Origin of the sequence: Streptomyces sp. NPDC057702 (genome assembly GCF_042799315.1) — a bacterium.
In the GTDB taxonomy this organism is placed as follows: domain Bacteria; phylum Actinomycetota; class Actinomycetes; order Streptomycetales; family Streptomycetaceae; genus Streptomyces.
Map to the genome: position 1 here is coordinate 158527 of NZ_JBHVJC010000006.1, position 14501 is coordinate 173027.

13 protein-coding genes are annotated in these 14501 nt (G+C 71.9%); 9 read left to right on the forward strand and 4 right to left on the reverse strand.

The genetic code is table 11. From position 1 onward, the window contains the following. Nucleotides 1-84: 84 nt before the first annotated feature. Together ACFVFR_RS06355 and ACFVFR_RS06360 are read right to left on the reverse strand one after the other, a co-directional pair. On the reverse strand, nucleotides 85-762 hold the full coding sequence (locus tag ACFVFR_RS06355; protein ID WP_383698513.1) for a potassium channel family protein: 678 nt from the start codon (nucleotides 760-762) through the stop codon (nucleotides 85-87). A 100-nt stretch (nucleotides 763-862) separates the two neighbouring features. After that, nucleotides 863-1528 carry a potassium channel family protein gene (locus ACFVFR_RS06360; RefSeq protein WP_383698514.1) on the reverse strand — a complete coding sequence of 222 codons (666 nt, stop codon included), beginning with the start codon at nucleotides 1526-1528 and terminating at the stop codon, nucleotides 863-865. Nucleotides 1529-2095: 567 nt separating this feature from the next. Here ACFVFR_RS06360 and ACFVFR_RS06365 point away from each other — a divergent pair. The 8 genes from ACFVFR_RS06365 (at nucleotide 2096) to ACFVFR_RS06400 (ending at nucleotide 11676) form a co-directional block, all read left to right on the forward strand. Continuing rightward, a complete protein-coding gene (locus ACFVFR_RS06365; RefSeq protein ID WP_383698515.1) occupies nucleotides 2096-3478 on the forward strand; it encodes an ATP-binding protein in 1383 nt (460 codons plus the stop codon). Continuing rightward, nucleotides 3475-3912 carry a roadblock/LC7 domain-containing protein gene (locus ACFVFR_RS06370; protein WP_383698516.1) on the forward strand — a complete coding sequence of 146 codons (438 nt, stop codon included), beginning with the start codon at nucleotides 3475-3477 and terminating at the stop codon, nucleotides 3910-3912. Before ACFVFR_RS06365 ends, ACFVFR_RS06370 begins: the two co-directional genes overlap by 4 nt. Then, on the forward strand, nucleotides 3909-4265 hold the full coding sequence (locus tag ACFVFR_RS06375) for a DUF742 domain-containing protein (RefSeq protein WP_383698517.1): 357 nt from the start codon (nucleotides 3909-3911) through the stop codon (nucleotides 4263-4265). Before ACFVFR_RS06370 ends, ACFVFR_RS06375 begins: the two co-directional genes overlap by 4 nt. Beyond that, nucleotides 4243-4845, forward strand: coding sequence for an ATP/GTP-binding protein (locus ACFVFR_RS06380; RefSeq protein WP_383698518.1), 603 nt, complete (start codon nucleotides 4243-4245; stop codon nucleotides 4843-4845). The genes ACFVFR_RS06375 and ACFVFR_RS06380 overlap by 23 nt, the downstream gene beginning before the upstream one ends. Nucleotides 4846-5046: 201 nt before the next feature. Further along, complete coding sequence (locus tag ACFVFR_RS06385; RefSeq protein WP_383698519.1) at nucleotides 5047-6495, forward strand: cytochrome P450; 1449 nt, start codon at nucleotides 5047-5049, stop codon at nucleotides 6493-6495. Further along, complete coding sequence (locus tag ACFVFR_RS06390) at nucleotides 6492-7601, forward strand: cytochrome P450 (protein WP_383698520.1); 1110 nt, start codon at nucleotides 6492-6494, stop codon at nucleotides 7599-7601. Before ACFVFR_RS06385 ends, ACFVFR_RS06390 begins: the two co-directional genes overlap by 4 nt. Before the next feature lie 70 nt (nucleotides 7602-7671). Further along, nucleotides 7672-9723, forward strand: coding sequence for an APC family permease (locus ACFVFR_RS06395; RefSeq protein WP_383698521.1), 2052 nt, complete (start codon nucleotides 7672-7674; stop codon nucleotides 9721-9723). 633 nt (nucleotides 9724-10356) lie between these two features. Further along, nucleotides 10357-11676 (forward strand): class I SAM-dependent RNA methyltransferase, encoded by a 1320-nt coding sequence (locus tag ACFVFR_RS06400; RefSeq protein ID WP_383698600.1) that lies wholly within the window; start codon nucleotides 10357-10359, stop codon nucleotides 11674-11676. 143 nt (nucleotides 11677-11819) lie between these two features. Here the strand turns inward: ACFVFR_RS06400 and ACFVFR_RS06405 are convergent, their stop codons facing one another. Further along, nucleotides 11820-12023, reverse strand: coding sequence for a hypothetical protein (locus ACFVFR_RS06405; RefSeq protein ID WP_383698522.1), 204 nt, complete (start codon nucleotides 12021-12023; stop codon nucleotides 11820-11822). 218 nt (nucleotides 12024-12241) lie between these two features. Next, a complete protein-coding gene (locus ACFVFR_RS06410; RefSeq protein WP_383698523.1) occupies nucleotides 12242-12694 on the reverse strand; it encodes a hypothetical protein in 453 nt (150 codons plus the stop codon). Between ACFVFR_RS06410 and ACFVFR_RS06415 the strand changes: the two genes are divergently transcribed. Next, on the forward strand, nucleotides 12686-14464 hold the full coding sequence (locus ACFVFR_RS06415; RefSeq protein ID WP_383698524.1) for an AIPR family protein: 1779 nt from the start codon (nucleotides 12686-12688) through the stop codon (nucleotides 14462-14464). The two genes, ACFVFR_RS06410 and ACFVFR_RS06415, sit on opposite strands and share 9 nt — an antisense overlap. Nucleotides 14465-14501: the final 37 nt, after the last annotated feature.

A 14501-nucleotide genomic window follows, 5' to 3' on the forward strand; every position in this document is an offset into this window, starting at 1 on the left:
GGGGGGGCGTCGGTGTACCCCCACCCCCCGGGGCCCTTTGGGGGGGGGGGGGGGGGGGGGCGGCGCCCCCGCACCACGGACGCGCTAGTCGGCCACGTCCTCGCGACGCAGCGAGAGCAGGTCCTCAAGCTGTTCCTCGCGGGCCTGGGCCGCCACGAACAGCAACTCGTCACCGGCCTCCAGGACGTCGTCCCCGCTGGGCGTCAGCACCCGCGTGCCACGGATGATCGTGACCAGCGAGGTGTCCTCGGGCCAGGCGACATCGCCGACCCGGGTGCCCGCGAGCGCCGCCTCGGGCGGCAGCGTCAGCTCGACCAGGTTCGCGTCACCGTGGCTGAAGCGCAGCAGCCGCACCAGGTCGCCGACGCTCACCGCCTCCTCGACCAGCGCCGACATCAGGCGCGGCGTGGAGACGGCGACGTCCACCCCCCACGCCTCGTTGAACAGCCACTCGTTCTTCGGGTTGTTCACCCGGGCCACCACCCGGGGCACCCCGTACTCGGTCTTGGCCAGCAGCGAGACCACCAGGTTGACCTTGTCGTCACCGGTGGCGGCGATGACCACGTTGCAGCGCTGGAGCGCGGCCTCGTCCAGCGAGGTGATCTCGCACGCGTCGGCCAGCAGCCACTCCGCCAGCGGCACCCGCTCCACCGAGATGGCGGTCGGCGCCTTGTCGATGAGCAGCACCTCGTGGCCGTTCTCCAGCAGTTCCCCCGCGATGGAGCGGCCCACCGCGCCCGCTCCGGCGATAGCGACCCTCATGCCGCCGCCTCCTTGTCCGCCTGGCCGCGCCAGCGGCCACCGATCCCGCCAGCGGCCGCGCCGTGGCCCCCTGCACCCGCGCCCCGGGCGCGCACGCGGCTCACGCGCCGCCCTCCGGGCCCTTGGCGAACGCCGCCTCGACGGCCTCCACCTCGTTGGTGCGCATCATCACGTGGACGAGGTCGCCCTCCTGGAGCACCGTCTGCGAGGTGGGCAGGATCGCCTCGCCCAACCGGGTGAGGAAGGCCACCCGCACCCCGGTCTCCTCCTGGAGCCGGCTGACCTTGTGGCCCACCCACGCCGGCGAGGTGTGCACCTCGGCGAGCTGGACGCCGCCGCTCGGGTCGCGCCACAGCGGCTCGGCCCCCGAGGGCAGCAGCCGGCGCAGCATCTGGTCGGCCGTCCACCGCACGGTGGCCACCGTGGGGATGCCCAGCCGCTGGTAGACCTCGGCCCGGCGCGGGTCGTAGATCCGGGCGGCCACGTTCTCGACGCTGAACATCTCGCGCGCCACCCGGGCCGCGATGATGTTGGAGTTGTCGCCGCTGCTGACCGCGGCGAACGCCCCGGCCTCCTCGATGCCCGCCTCGCGCAGCGTGTCCTGGTCGAACCCGACGCCGGTGACCCGGCGCCCGCTGAAGCCCGCCCCGAGCCGCCGAAAGGCCGTCGGGTCCTGGTCCACGACGGCGACGGTGTGCCCCTGCCGCTCCAGGGTCTGGGCGAGCGCGGCTCCCACTCGGCCGCAGCCCATGATGACGATGTGCATCCGCCTTTACCCCGCACTCCTGGTCGGCGCGCTGTCCTGCGTGAAAACCCTGCTCATATCTTCCTTCCGGGCATCCGGGGCGACAACGAGGCGGCTGGCCCCCGGCGACGACGGTACGCGGCAGGAGTGAGTGTCATCCGGCCAGGCGTCCGGCACAACGGTAGCCGCACCACCCGCCGCCCCCACGCGGCCCCTACGCCGGCGCCCGGCGCCGGGGAACCGGCGGGCCCTCGCCGCCCGCGACCGCCCGCGCACCCGCCGCGACCAGCGCCGCGACCGCCCTCCGCGCCGACCACGACCCGGCGCCCACCGACCGCCACGGGCCTGGGCGCCGGGCCGGCCCACCGGCGCCCCGTCAGTCGGACAGGGCGCCCCCCGTCACCCGACGGGGGCGGGACCCGGCCACCCGCGCGCCTGGCGAGGGTCCGCGCCCGTCCCGACCGATCCGCCGGGCACCGTGCCGGATCTCGCCAAACACGACCTCGTCGGAGATCGTTCTGGCTAGGATGAGCGCCCGTATTCCGCTTCGGCGATACGTGCTGCCCACCCCCGTCGCATGAGGACTTGATGACACAACACATATCGGAGGTGGTGTTCTGGTGTGTGGCCGCCGCGTTGCTGGTCGTCTCCGTGCTGCTGCTCCGCCAGCGACAGATCACGACCGGTCTGCGTAAGCACAACGCCGCACTGGAGGGCAGCCTGCGCGCCCGGGACGAGGAGGCGCGACACCTCGTCGAGGTCAGACTCCCGGCCGCCGAGGACTTCGGACACCAGTCACTGCCGACCCCGGGCCTGCTGGACGAGCAGTTGACCGGCACCGCGTACGCCTGGCACCTCCAGCAGGCCACCGAACTGTTCGCCGGTGCCGTGGAGAAGGCGCAGACCCGCGCGGACCAGGCCGCCAAGGCCGCCCTCAAGGCGTCGATGCGCGCCCTCCAGGGCCTGGCGCACGAACAGCAGCTGTCCATCTCGGGCATGCAGGACCGGCACGACAACGCCGACGTACTGCGCGACCTGCTGGAGATCGACCACGCCAACTCCCAGTTCGGCCGCCGCGCCCAGGCCATCGCCGTCCTGTGCGGCTCCTGGCCGGGCCGCCAGCGCGCCGCCTCCCCGCTCCTGGACGTGGTGCGCGGGGCCACCAGCCGCATCAGGGACTACCGCCGGGTGCGCGTCCACGCCCAGGTCGACATCGCTGTCGCCAGCCGGGCGGTGGAGCCCGTGGTGCTCGCCGTGGCCGAACTGCTGGACAACGCCGCCCGCCACTCGCAGCCCAACACCACCGTCGAGGTCAACCTCCAGCCCGCGCACAACGGCGCCTGTGTCGTCATCGACGACGCCGGTGTCGGCATGGACGGACAGGAGGTCGACCGCGCCACCCGACTGCTGTCCGGCCGCCAGTCCATCGACGTCTCCCGGCTCGGCGACCCGCCGCAGTTCGGCTTCGCCGTCATCGGTGTCCTGGCCACCCGTTACGGCTTCAGCGTCTCGGTCGACACCCGCTCCCCCTACGGCGGCGTGCGCGCGGTGCTCTTCCTGCCCAGCGTGCTCCTCACCCACCTGGCCGAGGACGGACCGAGCACGGCCTTCACCCCGCCCACCGCCCCCGAGATCACCGCCGCGCCCCAGGGCACCCCCACCCGGGCCGGTGCCCCGGCCGGCCAGGACACCGCCGCGGCCCGCCCCCCCGCTCCCCGCGCGCCAGCCGACGAGGAGGCGGGACCGGTCATTCACGGTTCGACAGCGGGCGGCCTGCCCAAGCGCCGCCGCAGGCAACCCACCACGGGCCACGCGAGCACCGGCGCCACGCCCACCGCCCCGCCGCCCGCCGAGCGGGCACCGACCCGGTCGGCGGAGGAGACGGCACGCCGCATGGGCGCCTTCGCCCGCGGCACCAGGTCAGGGCGCGCCACCCACCCCACCGACGAGGAAGGCAACTCCCCGGCATGACCAGCGTGAACGACCACATGACCAACGACCTGGGCTGGATGCTCGACGAGGCCGTGCGAATGCCGGAGGCCAGCCACGCGATTCTGCTGTCGGCCGACGGCATGCTGCGCGCGCACTCCCAGGGCATCGGCCGGGACGAGGCGGAGCGACAGGCCGCCGCGCTCTCCGGCCTCCAGTCCATCAGCCGCAGCACCGCCGAGTTCTGCGCCCACGAGAACACCCCCTGGCAGCAGACGCTGGTGGAGTTCGCCGACGGCTACGTCTTCCTGGTGGCCGCCGGCCAGGGCGCCTACCTGGCGGTCTCGGCCACCGCCGAGGTCGACATGGAGGCCGTGACGTACCGGATGCAAAAGCTCGTGGACCGGCTCGGCAAGGAACTGACCAGCCCGCCCCGGCACACCGCCGCCGAGCAGGGCATCGGCAGCCCGGCATGACGCCGCCCCGGCGCGAGCGGGGACTGATCCGGCCCTACGTCGTCACCGGCGGCCGGGCCTATCCGACCCGTAACACCTTCGACCTGGTCACGCTCGTCATCGCGCAGCACGACCGACCGCTGGGCGAGCTGAACCCCGAACAGCGGCGGCTCGTGGAGCTGTGCCGGGGCGGGGCGCTGTCGGTCGCGGAGGTCGCCAGCCATCTGGGGCTGGCCGTCAGCGTCACCAAGGTGCTGCTCGGCGACCTCGTCGACAGCGGCCACATCGTCACCCGGGCCCCCATCCCCCGGGCCCAACTCCCCGAATCCCAGCTCTTGCAGGAGGTGCTCGATGGACTCCGCGCTCGCCTCTGACAACGTCTACCTGCGACAGACGGTCCGCACCGCGGCCAAACTCCTGGTCGTCGGCCACTTCGCGGTCGGCAAGACCACGTTCGTCGGGTCCCTCTCGGAGATCAAGCCGCTGCGCACCGAGGAGACCATGACGCAGGCCAGCGCGCTGGTCGACGACCTGGCCGGCATCGAGGGCAAGTCCACGACCACCGTCGCCATGGACTTCGGCCGCCTGACCCTCAGCGACCAGCTCGTCCTCTACCTGTTCGGCGCCCCGGGCCAGAAGCGCTTCACCCGCCTGTGGCAGGACATGACCCAGGGAGCCCTCGGCGCCCTGGTCCTGGCCGACACCCGGCGCCTGGACCAGTCCTTCGACGTCATGGGCCTGCTGGAGGAGCACGACCTGCCGTACGCGGTCGCCGTCAACCACTTCGACGGTGCGCCCACCTACGCCGACGACGAGATACGCGAGGCGCTCGACCTGCTGCCCGACACGCCGCTGATCACCTGCGACGCCCGGGACCGCATCTCCTCCACGCACGCGCTGATCGCCCTCGTGCAGTACCTCCAGGCCCGCAACGCCCATCGCGCGCTCGCCTGACGACCCACCGCACGCCCGTCGGCGGCGGGCCGCCCGGCCACCGCGCACACCCCGCGCGCCCGCGCGACCCGCACCGCCGCACGCCCACCCCCCACCGCTGCCCGTACCCGCCCCTCACCCCCCGCGTCCGCACCGAGCGGCCGGCCGCCCCCAGCCCTCTCCCGTACCACCCGCCCCTCCCGCTTCCGATCAGGAGCACGCGTGACCTCTCACCCCGACGTCGGCGTCCAGCCGCCGCCAGGCTGCCCCGCGCACGCCGGCCGGCCCAGCGGCGAGCCGATCTACGGACCCGACTTCGCCGCCGACCCGACCCGCGCCTACGAGCGGATGCGCCGCTTCGGCCCGGCGGCCCCGGTCCAGCTCGCCCCCGGCGTGGACGCCACCCTCGTCACCGGCTACCAGGCGGCCCTGAACGTGCTGCGCAGCCCGGAGACCTTCGTCAAGGACCCGCGCCGCTGGCGGGCCCTGGCCGACGGCACGGTGCCCATGGACAGCCCCGTGGTGCCGATGATGATGTACCGGCCCAACTGCCTGTTCGCCGACGGCGAGCAACACCGCCGACTGCGCCAGGCCGTCACCGACTCGCTGGAGCGCATCGACCCCAACACGCTGCGCGGCTACGTCGAGGAGAGCGCCGACACCCTCATCGACCGGTTCTGCGCCCAGGGCGAGGCCGACCTGCTCGTCGAGTACGCCCGGGCCATCCCGATGCTCGTGTCCAACCACATGTTCGGCTGCCCGCCCGAGATCGGCCAACGGCTGCTGGCCGGCATGTCCGGCATCTTCGACGGCGTCAACGCCGAGCAGGCCAACGCCCAGCTCACCCAGGCCCTGGTCGAACTGGTCGCCCTCAAGCGGGCCAAGCCCGGCGCCGACGTCACCTCCTGGCTGATGGCCCACCCCGCCGCGCTGACCGACGAGGAGATGCTCCACCAACTGGTGGTCCTCATGGGCGCCGGCACCGAACCCGAGCAGAACCTGATCGCCAACGGGCTGCGCCTGCTGCTGTCCGACGACCGGTTCGCGGGCAACCTGGCCGGCGGCAGCCTGCCGGTGGACGACGCCCTGGACGAGGTCCTGTGGACGGACCCGCCGATGGCCAACTACGCCGTCCACTACCCCCTCCACGACGTGGACCTGTCCGGACTGCGCCTGCGCGCCGGCGAACCCGTCGTCATCAGCTTCACCGCCGCCAACAACGACCCCTCCCTCGCCTCCGACCAGCGCGCGGGCAACCGAGCCCACCTGGCCTGGAGCGCGGGCCCGCACGCCTGCCCGGCCCAGGGCAGCGCCCGACTGGCCGCCTCGGTCGCCGTCGAGAAGCTCCTGGACCGGCTGCCGGACATCGAACTCGCCGTCCCCGTCGAGGCGTTGGAGTGGCGCCCGGGCCCCTTCCACCGCGCGCTCGTCGCGCTGCCCGTCCGCTTCCCCCCGGTCCCCGCGCCGGCGCGCGACATCCCGTCCGCGACCACCAGCGCCACACCCGCCCGAACCGACGCGACCTCTGGAGAGACCCCATGGAACGCCAGTCCTGCCCCGTCGCCATCGACCCCACCGGCCGCGACATCCACGGCGAGGGGAACCGGCTCCGCGCCCACGGGCCGGCGACGCTGGTGGAACTCCCTGGCGGGGTGGTGGCGTGGGCGGTGACAGGGCAGGCCATGCTCAAGGACCTGCTCGCCGACCCCCGCGTCTCCAAGGACGCGCGCCAGCACTGGCCCGCCTGGGCCAACGGTGAGATATCCCCCGAGTGGCCGCTGTTCACCTGGGTCGCGGTACAGAACATGTTCACCGCCTACGGCGACGACCACAAGCGGCTGCGCTCCCTGGTATCCAAGGCGTTCACACTGCGCCGCTCCAACGCGCTGCGCCCGCGCATCGAGCAGATCACCGAGGACCTGCTCGCCGGCTTCGACGCGGTCGAGCCCGGCGGCGTGGTGGACCTGCGCCAAGGCTACGCGTACCCCATCCCGATCCAGGTCATCTGCGAGCTGTTCGGCGTCACGGACACCGCCATGCGCGACGGCCTGCACGCCTGCGTGGACAGCATCTTCCACACCTCCGCCGACCCGGAGGAGGTGACCGCCACCTACACCGAGATCTACCGGCTGCTCGGCGAGCTCATCGAGACCAAGCGCCAGCAGCCCGCCGACGACATGACCAGCGGGCTCATCGCCGCCCACGACGAGGACGGCGACTCGCGGCTGAGCGGGCAGGAGCTGGCCGACACCCTGCTGCTGATGCTCAGCGCCGGGCACGAGACCACCGTGAACCTGCTCGACAACGCCCTGCACGCGCTGCTCACCCACCCCGACCAGCTCGCCCTCGTCCGCTCCGGCGAGGTGAGCTGGGACGACGTCATCGACGAGACGCTGCGCGTCCAGGCCCCGGTGGCCAACCTGCCGCTGCGCTACGCGGTGGAGGACATCGAGCTGGCCGGCACCACGATCCGCAAGGGCGAGGCCATCCTCGCCTCGTACGCCGCCGCCGGCCGCGACCCGGAGGTGCACGGCCCCGACGCCGACCGCTTCGACGCGACCCGCGCCAACAAGGAGCACCTCTCCTTCGGCCACGGCGTGCACTTCTGCGTGGGGATGTCGCTGGCCCGGCTGGAGGCGACCATCGCCCTGCCCGCGTTCTTCGAGCGCTACCCGGATGTGGCCCTCGCCGTCGCGCCGGACGAGCTGCGCCCGGTGGAGTCCTTCATCTCCAACGGCCACCGCGAGCTCCCAGTGCGGCTGCGCCCGCGCGGCTAGGAAAGTCAGGGGGGCCGCCGTACGGGTGGCGGGTGGGCGGGCCGTGAGGCGACCGCCTACGATCCTCTGCGTGTCCAAACTGACCGACCTGCCGAAACGGATCCTGATCGGCAGGGCGCTGCGCAGCGACAAACTGGGCGAGACCCTTCTCCCCAAGCGCATCGCCCTGCCGGTCTTCGCCTCCGATCCGCTCTCCTCCGTCGCCTACGCGCCGGGCGAGGTCCTCCTCGTTCTCTCCGTGGCAGGCGTGTCGGCCTACCACTTCAGCCCGTGGATCGCGCTCGCGGTCGTGGTGCTGATGTTCACCGTGGTCGCCTCGTACCGCCAGAACGTGCACGCCTACCCGAGCGGCGGCGGCGACTACGAGGTCGCCACCACCAACCTCGGCCCCCGGGCCGGACTCACCGTGGCCAGCGCGCTGCTGGTGGACTACGTCCTGACCGTCGCGGTGTCCATCTCCTCCGGGGTGGAGAACCTCGGCTCCGCCGTCCCCTTCGTCGTCGAGCACAAGACGCTGTGCGCCGTGGGCACCATCGTGCTGCTGACGCTGATGAACCTGCGCGGCGTCAAGGAGTCCGGCAAGCTCTTCGCCATCCCCACCTACGTCTTCGTCGCGGGCGTCTTCCTGCTCATCGCCTGGGGCGCCTTCCGTGGCCTGGTGCTCGACGACTCCATGCACGCGCCCACCTCCGACTACGAGATCCACGCGGAGAAGACCGGCCTGGCCGGTTTCGCCATGGTCTTCCTGCTGCTGCGGGCGTTCTCCTCCGGCTGCGCGGCGCTCACCGGTGTCGAGGCCATCAGCAACGGCGTGCCCGCCTTCCGCAAGCCCAAGAGCAGGAACGCGGCCACCACGCTGCTGCTGATGGGGACCCTGGCGGTGACCATGTTCTGCGGGATCATCGCGCTGGCCATGGCCACCGACGTCAAGATGGCCGAGAACCCGGCCAAGGACCTGCTGCACAACGGCGTGCCGGTCGGCGCCGGCTTCACCCAGGACCCGGTCATCTCCCAGGTGGCGGCGGCCGTCTTCGGCGACGGCTCGTTCCTGTTCGTGGTGCTCGCCGCGGCCACCGCGCTCGTGCTCTTCCTGGCCGCCAACACCGCGTACAACGGCTTCCCGCTACTCGGCTCGATCCTCGCCCAGGACCGCTACCTGCCCCGCCAGCTCCACACCCGTGGCGACCGGCTCGCCTTCTCCAACGGCATCGTGCTGCTCGCGCTCGCGGCGGCCGTCCTCGTCTACGTCTACGGGGCCGACTCCACCAAGCTCATCCAGCTCTACATCGTCGGCGTCTTCGTCTCCTTCACGCTCAGCCAGACCGGCATGGTCCGCCACTGGAACCGCCACCTGCGCACCGAGAAGGACCCGGCCCGACGCCGCCACATGGTCCGCTCCCGCGCCATCAACACCTTCGGCGCCTTCTTCACCGGCCTGGTCCTGATCGTCGTCCTGGTGACCAAGTTCACCCACGGCGCCTGGGTCGCCCTGCTCGGCATGGTCATCTTCTACGCGACCATGAGCGCGATCCGCCGCCACTACGACCGGGTCGCCGAGGAGCTGGCCTCCGACGAGGAGCCCGAGGACTCGGTGCGCCCCTCCCGGGTGCACTCCATCGTCCTGGTCTCCAAGGTCCACAAGCCCACCCTGCGGGCGCTGGCCTACGCCAAGCTGATGCGCTCGGACCGGCTGGAGGCCCTGAGCATCAGCGTGGACCCGGCCGAGACCAAGGCGCTCCAGGCCGAGTGGAACGAGCGCGGCATCGACGTCCCCCTGAAGATCCTCGACTCCCCGTACCGCGAGATCACCCGCCCGGTGATCGACTACGTCAAGGGCCTGCGCCGGGAGAGCCCGCGCGAGGTGATCAGCGTCTACATCCCCGAGTACGTCGTCGGCCGCTGGTACGAACAACTCCTCCACAACCAGAGCGCCCTGCGCCTCAAGGGCCGACTCCTGTTCACCCCCGGCGTCATGGTCACCTCCGTCCCCTGGCAGCTCGACTCCTCCGAGGCGGCCAAGCTCCGCGCCCGCAAGCGCGCCGAGTGGAACGCCCCGGGCGCCGTCCGCCGGGGGCCGGTCACCCGGCCCGCCAAGCGGGAGAAGGCGGGCAGCGGGAAGTAGCGCTCTCACCACCGCGACGCGACGGGGCCGGGCACCCGCCGGTGGAGGCACTCGCTGGTGGGGCCTGGCTCGCGCCGGTCGGGGGCGGAGCGTCCGCCGGTCGGGGGGTGGAGCGTCCGCCGGTGGGCCCGGCAGCCGCCGACAGGGCCGGGACTTCGTCGGCGGGGCCCAGCAGCCGCCGGGAGGGCCCGGGTCCTGGTCGGCGGAGGCGCCGGCCGACCGGGCGAGGTCCGGCCGCGAGCGCGCGCGACGACGAAGGGGCGGCGGGCCCGGGGGTACGGCGGGCCCGGGCGTACGGCGGCCGGCCCACCGGCGTGCGGGGTGGGGTGACGGCCGGGCGGCCGGAGGTGGCGGCGACCCGTAAACTGGTGGACTTGGCGTTCTTCCGCCGCTCCGAAGGCCCCGGAAGCCGCCGGCGACCCCGTCGCCCCGCAAGCCGCCCGTCCCCGCGCCCGGCCCGAACCCGGGCCCGGCCACCCCGCCCCACCCTCTTCCGTCAGGAGCCCGTCCGCCGTGACACACCGCACGAACCGTACGCATCGGCCGAGCGCGAGCCAGGCACGGCAGCGGGCCACCGGCTCGGATGCCGCCACCGGGCACGGGGCCGCCGCGGGCGCCAGCGAGCCGCTCTCGCTGGTCGGCGAGCGCTACGAGGTCGAGGTCGGTCCCGTCGCGCACGGCGGGCACTGCGTCGCGCGGACCACCCTGCCCGGCGAGGAGCGCGCCCGCGTGCTGTTCGTCCGGCACACCCTGCCGGGGGAGCGGGTCGTGGCCCAGGTCACCGAGGGTGACGCCGACTCCCGCTTCCTGCGGGCCGACGCCGTCGAGGTGCTGGAGCCCTCGCCGGACCGGGTGCCGGCGCCCTGCCCGTTCTCCGGTCCCGGCGCGTGCGGCGGCTGCGACTGGCAGCACGCGGCGCCCGGCGCGCAGCGCCGCCTCAAGGTCGAGGTGATCACCGAACAGCTCGCCAGGCTGGCCGGCCTCACCCCGCAGGAGGCCGGCTGGAACGGCACCGTCGAGCCCGCCCCCGGCGACAAGCTGCCCAAGGGCGAGGTGCCCGCCTGGCGCACCCGGGTGCAGTACGCGGTGGACCAGGACGGCTACGCCGGCCTGCGCCGCCACCGCTCGCACGAGGTGCAGCGCATCGACCACTGCCTGATCGCGGCGCCCGGCGTCAGCGAGCTGGGCATCGAGTCCCGCGAGTGGCCCGGGGTGGCCGGCGTCCAGGCGATCGCCGCCACCGGTTCCTCGGACCGCCAGGTCCTGGTCGAGCCGGAGCCGGGCGAGCGGCTGCCGATCGTGGAGCTGGACAAGCCCGTCTCGGTGCTGCGGATCGACGAGCACGACGGTGGCGTCCACCGCGTCCACGGTCGCGGTTTCGTCCGCGAACGCGCCGACGGCCGCACCTACCGCGTGGGCTCCGGCGGCTTCTGGCAGGTCCACCCCAAGGCCCCCGAGGTGCTGGTGGAGGCCGTGATGCAGGGCCTGACGCCGCGCAAGGGCGAGATGGCGCTCGACCTGTACTGCGGGGTCGGCCTGTTCGCCGGCGCGATCGCCGAGCGCGTGGGGGAGCGCGGCGCCGTCCTCGGCATCGAGTCCGGCAAGCGCGCCGTCGAGGACGCCCGCCACAACCTGCGCGACCTGGAGCGGGTCCGCGTCGAACACGGCAAGGTGGAGACGGTCCTCCCGCGCACCGGCATCACCGAGGTCGACATCGTCGTCCTGGACCCGCCCCGCGCCGGCGCCGGCCAACAGACGGTCACCCACCTGGCCAGCCTGACCCCCCGCCGCATCGCCTACGTGGCCTGCGACCCCGCCGCCCTGGCCCGAGACCTCGCCTACTTCGCGACAGCCGGCTACCGCCCCCGCTTCCTCCGCGCCTTCGACCTCTTCCCGATGACCCACCACGTGGAGTGCGTGGCGATCCTTGAACCGGTGAAGAAGGACGCCTGACCTGCGGTTTCGTGCGTGCGCATGATGTGCGGTGTGAGCGTTACGGGCGATATCTTGACGCCGAAATGACGCTCGTGACGCTCGTTCTGATGGGGCGTCAGGAGATCTGTCGAGCAGCTCAGGGATGTCAGGGGTTGCGTATCTCAATGGGTCTGGAGAGAGTGCGACGCTGCTGAGCGTCGATCTACTGAGTCCTGCTCGCCAGATGTCTCGCGCCACTTGCGGAACCATGACTCGCTCACGCCCAGAGCGCGGTACGAGTCGGTGTACGGGACGCAGTGCTCGGTCTTGTTGTCGCTGATCAGCCCGACCAGCGCGGCCGGGCACGCCGCAACTACTTCACCCACAGGGCCATGCAGTGTTGGAGGAATGGCGCTCCATCACCAGCTCCTTGTTCTCCTTCTCTAACGCCGCGTTCTCCGCCGTCAGCCGGGCGATCAGCTCGTCCCTGTCCTTGGATGTATGCTTCCCGGCCCGCACCGCCCGCGAGGCCCAGCTCGCCAGGGTCGTCTCGTTGATCCCAGGTCCTTCGCGATCTTGGGGACCGGTTTCCCGGACACCGTCACTATCCGTACCGCCCTTCACGAAACTCCGCCGTGAACTCGCGACGCTTCTCTGCCATGACAACCAACATCCTTTGCCTCGATAGGGTGTTGACGATCTGAGGCACTGACAGGGGTGGATCGTGAGCAAACTGCACGTGGGGTACGTCCGCAAGGCGATCGAGGACCGATTCACTGGTCTCATCGACATGTCGGACCAGGCGCGACTGTCGGAGGCCAGTCGCCATCAGGCGTTCCTGAGCCGTGGTCTTGCCGCGCTCGCCGCGCAGATCGAGCACCCGTGCAGCGACCGGGTAGCCGCTGCGAGGGTCTTCGACGGGCAGGACGATCAGGGCCTTGACTCGATCGCGGTGGACTTCGGCGCCACACGTTCCCGGATCTGTCTGGTGCAGGCGAAGTGGAGCGATCAGAACAGGGGCGGCTTCGGCGAGGCCGAGGTGCATAAGATGTTCCACGGTCTGGAGTTGATGCTCGACCGGAACTTCGGCCGATTCAACCGCCGCTTCCAGCCGTTCGTCCCCGACATCGAACGGGCCTACGACTCCGGCACCCCGAAGATCGCTCTGGTGCTCGCCCTGATGCGCGAGGCGCCGCTCAGCGACGGCGTACGCGAGCTGATCAAGATGAAGCAGGACGAGCAGAACCAGGTCGTCCGCGACATGGTCGAAGTCAAGGTCCTCGACCTGCGCGACTTCCACCGCGCGATTCTCGGCGACTCCGCCGCACCAAAGATTGACACCAAGGTGCAACTGGAGTGCTTCGGCCAGGAGTCGACACCGTACAAGGCGATGTACGGCACTATGACCGTCCCCGCCCTCGCCGACCTCTACGAGGAGCACCGGCGCGGCCTCTTCGCCCGGAACATCCGCGACTCCCTCGACGAGAGCGACGTCAACTCCAAGATCAGGGAGACCCTGCGGGAGGAGCCCGAGCACTTCTGGTACTTCAGCAACGGCATCACCATGCTGTGCGAGGCGATCCAGCCGATCGGCCGGGCGCTGCCCGGCAAGGTGGGCAACTTCCAGCTGTCCGGCGTCAGCGTGGTCAACGGCGCGCAGACGGTGAGTGCCATCTACCGGGCCTTCACCGAGGACACGGGCGCGGCGCAGGACGGCCGGGTCCTGGTGCGCCTGATCTCCCTGGAAGACTGCCCGCCAGGCTTCGGCGACCAGGTGACCACCACAACGAACACGCAGAACCCGATCGAGGAGCGCGACTTCAAGTCGCTTGACCCCGGCCAGGTCAGACTTCGCGACGACTTCGCCATGCTCCTCAAGCGCAGTTACGTCATCAAGCGCGGCGAGACGGTCCCCGACCCAGCACACGGCTGCTCCATTACCGAGGCTGCCGAGGCGCTCGCGGCCGTCAGCCCGAACGCCCGGCTCGCAGCCGTGGCCAAGCGTGACGACAACCTCGCCGGGCTGTGGGAGGATCGCAACTACCAGGAGACCTTCGGCCCCGAACCGAACGTCTTCAAGGTCTGGCGCAGCGTCGAGCTGCTCCGTGAGGTCCGGGCGCAGCTGCAGCTCCTGCGCGAGGGGCTGGTCTGGCGCGCCGACGCGGCGGCCTTCTACGGCGACCTCCTGGTCACTCACATCGTTTACCGCCGCCTGGACACCCGGGCCATCGAGGACCCGGAGTGCGACTGGGCGACGGAGCTCGCCAAGGTGCCCGACCTGGTCCGTGACTCCCTGTCCTGGGTGCTCGACGCAATCGACAACGAGTACGGCACGTCCAGCCACATCATCGCCGCCGTCCGGAACACGGAACGGATCGAGCGAGTGGTACGTGCGGCCCTGCGCAAGCTCGACTCCGAGGACGAGGCGCCGGCGCTCAACGAGGACTATCGGGTAGCTACGGCCGAGGCTCGGGGACGGAAGGTGAACGCAGTGACGACCTTGGTCGCCGCCGGCGAGATTGAGGAGGGCACGGCACTGGAGTTTCGACCGTACAGCAAGCCGGAGCGCCGTGAGATGACTGAGTGGCTGGCGGCGGATCCGCGGCGGGCCCAGGCGACGTGGAGCAACGAGGCAGGGCGTAACCCCTTGCAGTGGCACGCCGACGACGAGTGGTACTCGCCCAGTGGCCTCGCGCGGAAGATGCGCTTTGAGGCGTCCGGGGTGGACAGCGCGGCGCAGGGCACGATCCGGTGGTTCGTACCGGGTCAGGGGTCGCTGGACGAGCTGGCGCTGGCAGTGCGGCTGCGCGAGGGCAACGAGCCGTGAGCGTGGTCAGGGGGTAACGGGCTGGGGCGCCGCTGGC

Bases quoted from the DNA above. Each gene is read 5' to 3' on its own strand.
- ACFVFR_RS06355 (WP_383698513.1), bottom strand. From the start codon at position 762: ATGAGGGTCGCTATCGCCGGAGCGGGCGCGGTGGGCCGCTCCATCGCG.
- ACFVFR_RS06360 (WP_383698514.1), bottom strand. From the start codon at position 1,528: ATGCACATCGTCATCATGGGCTGCGGCCGAGTGGGAGCCGCGCTCGCC.
- ACFVFR_RS06365 (WP_383698515.1), top strand. From the start codon at position 2,096: ATGACACAACACATATCGGAGGTGGTGTTCTGGTGTGTGGCCGCCGCG.
- ACFVFR_RS06370 (WP_383698516.1), top strand. From the start codon at position 3,475: ATGACCAGCGTGAACGACCACATGACCAACGACCTGGGCTGGATGCTC.
- ACFVFR_RS06375 (WP_383698517.1), top strand. From the start codon at position 3,909: ATGACGCCGCCCCGGCGCGAGCGGGGACTGATCCGGCCCTACGTCGTC.
- ACFVFR_RS06380 (WP_383698518.1), top strand. From the start codon at position 4,243: ATGGACTCCGCGCTCGCCTCTGACAACGTCTACCTGCGACAGACGGTC.
- ACFVFR_RS06415 (WP_383698524.1), top strand. From the start codon at position 12,686: ATGTTCCACGGTCTGGAGTTGATGCTCGACCGGAACTTCGGCCGATTC.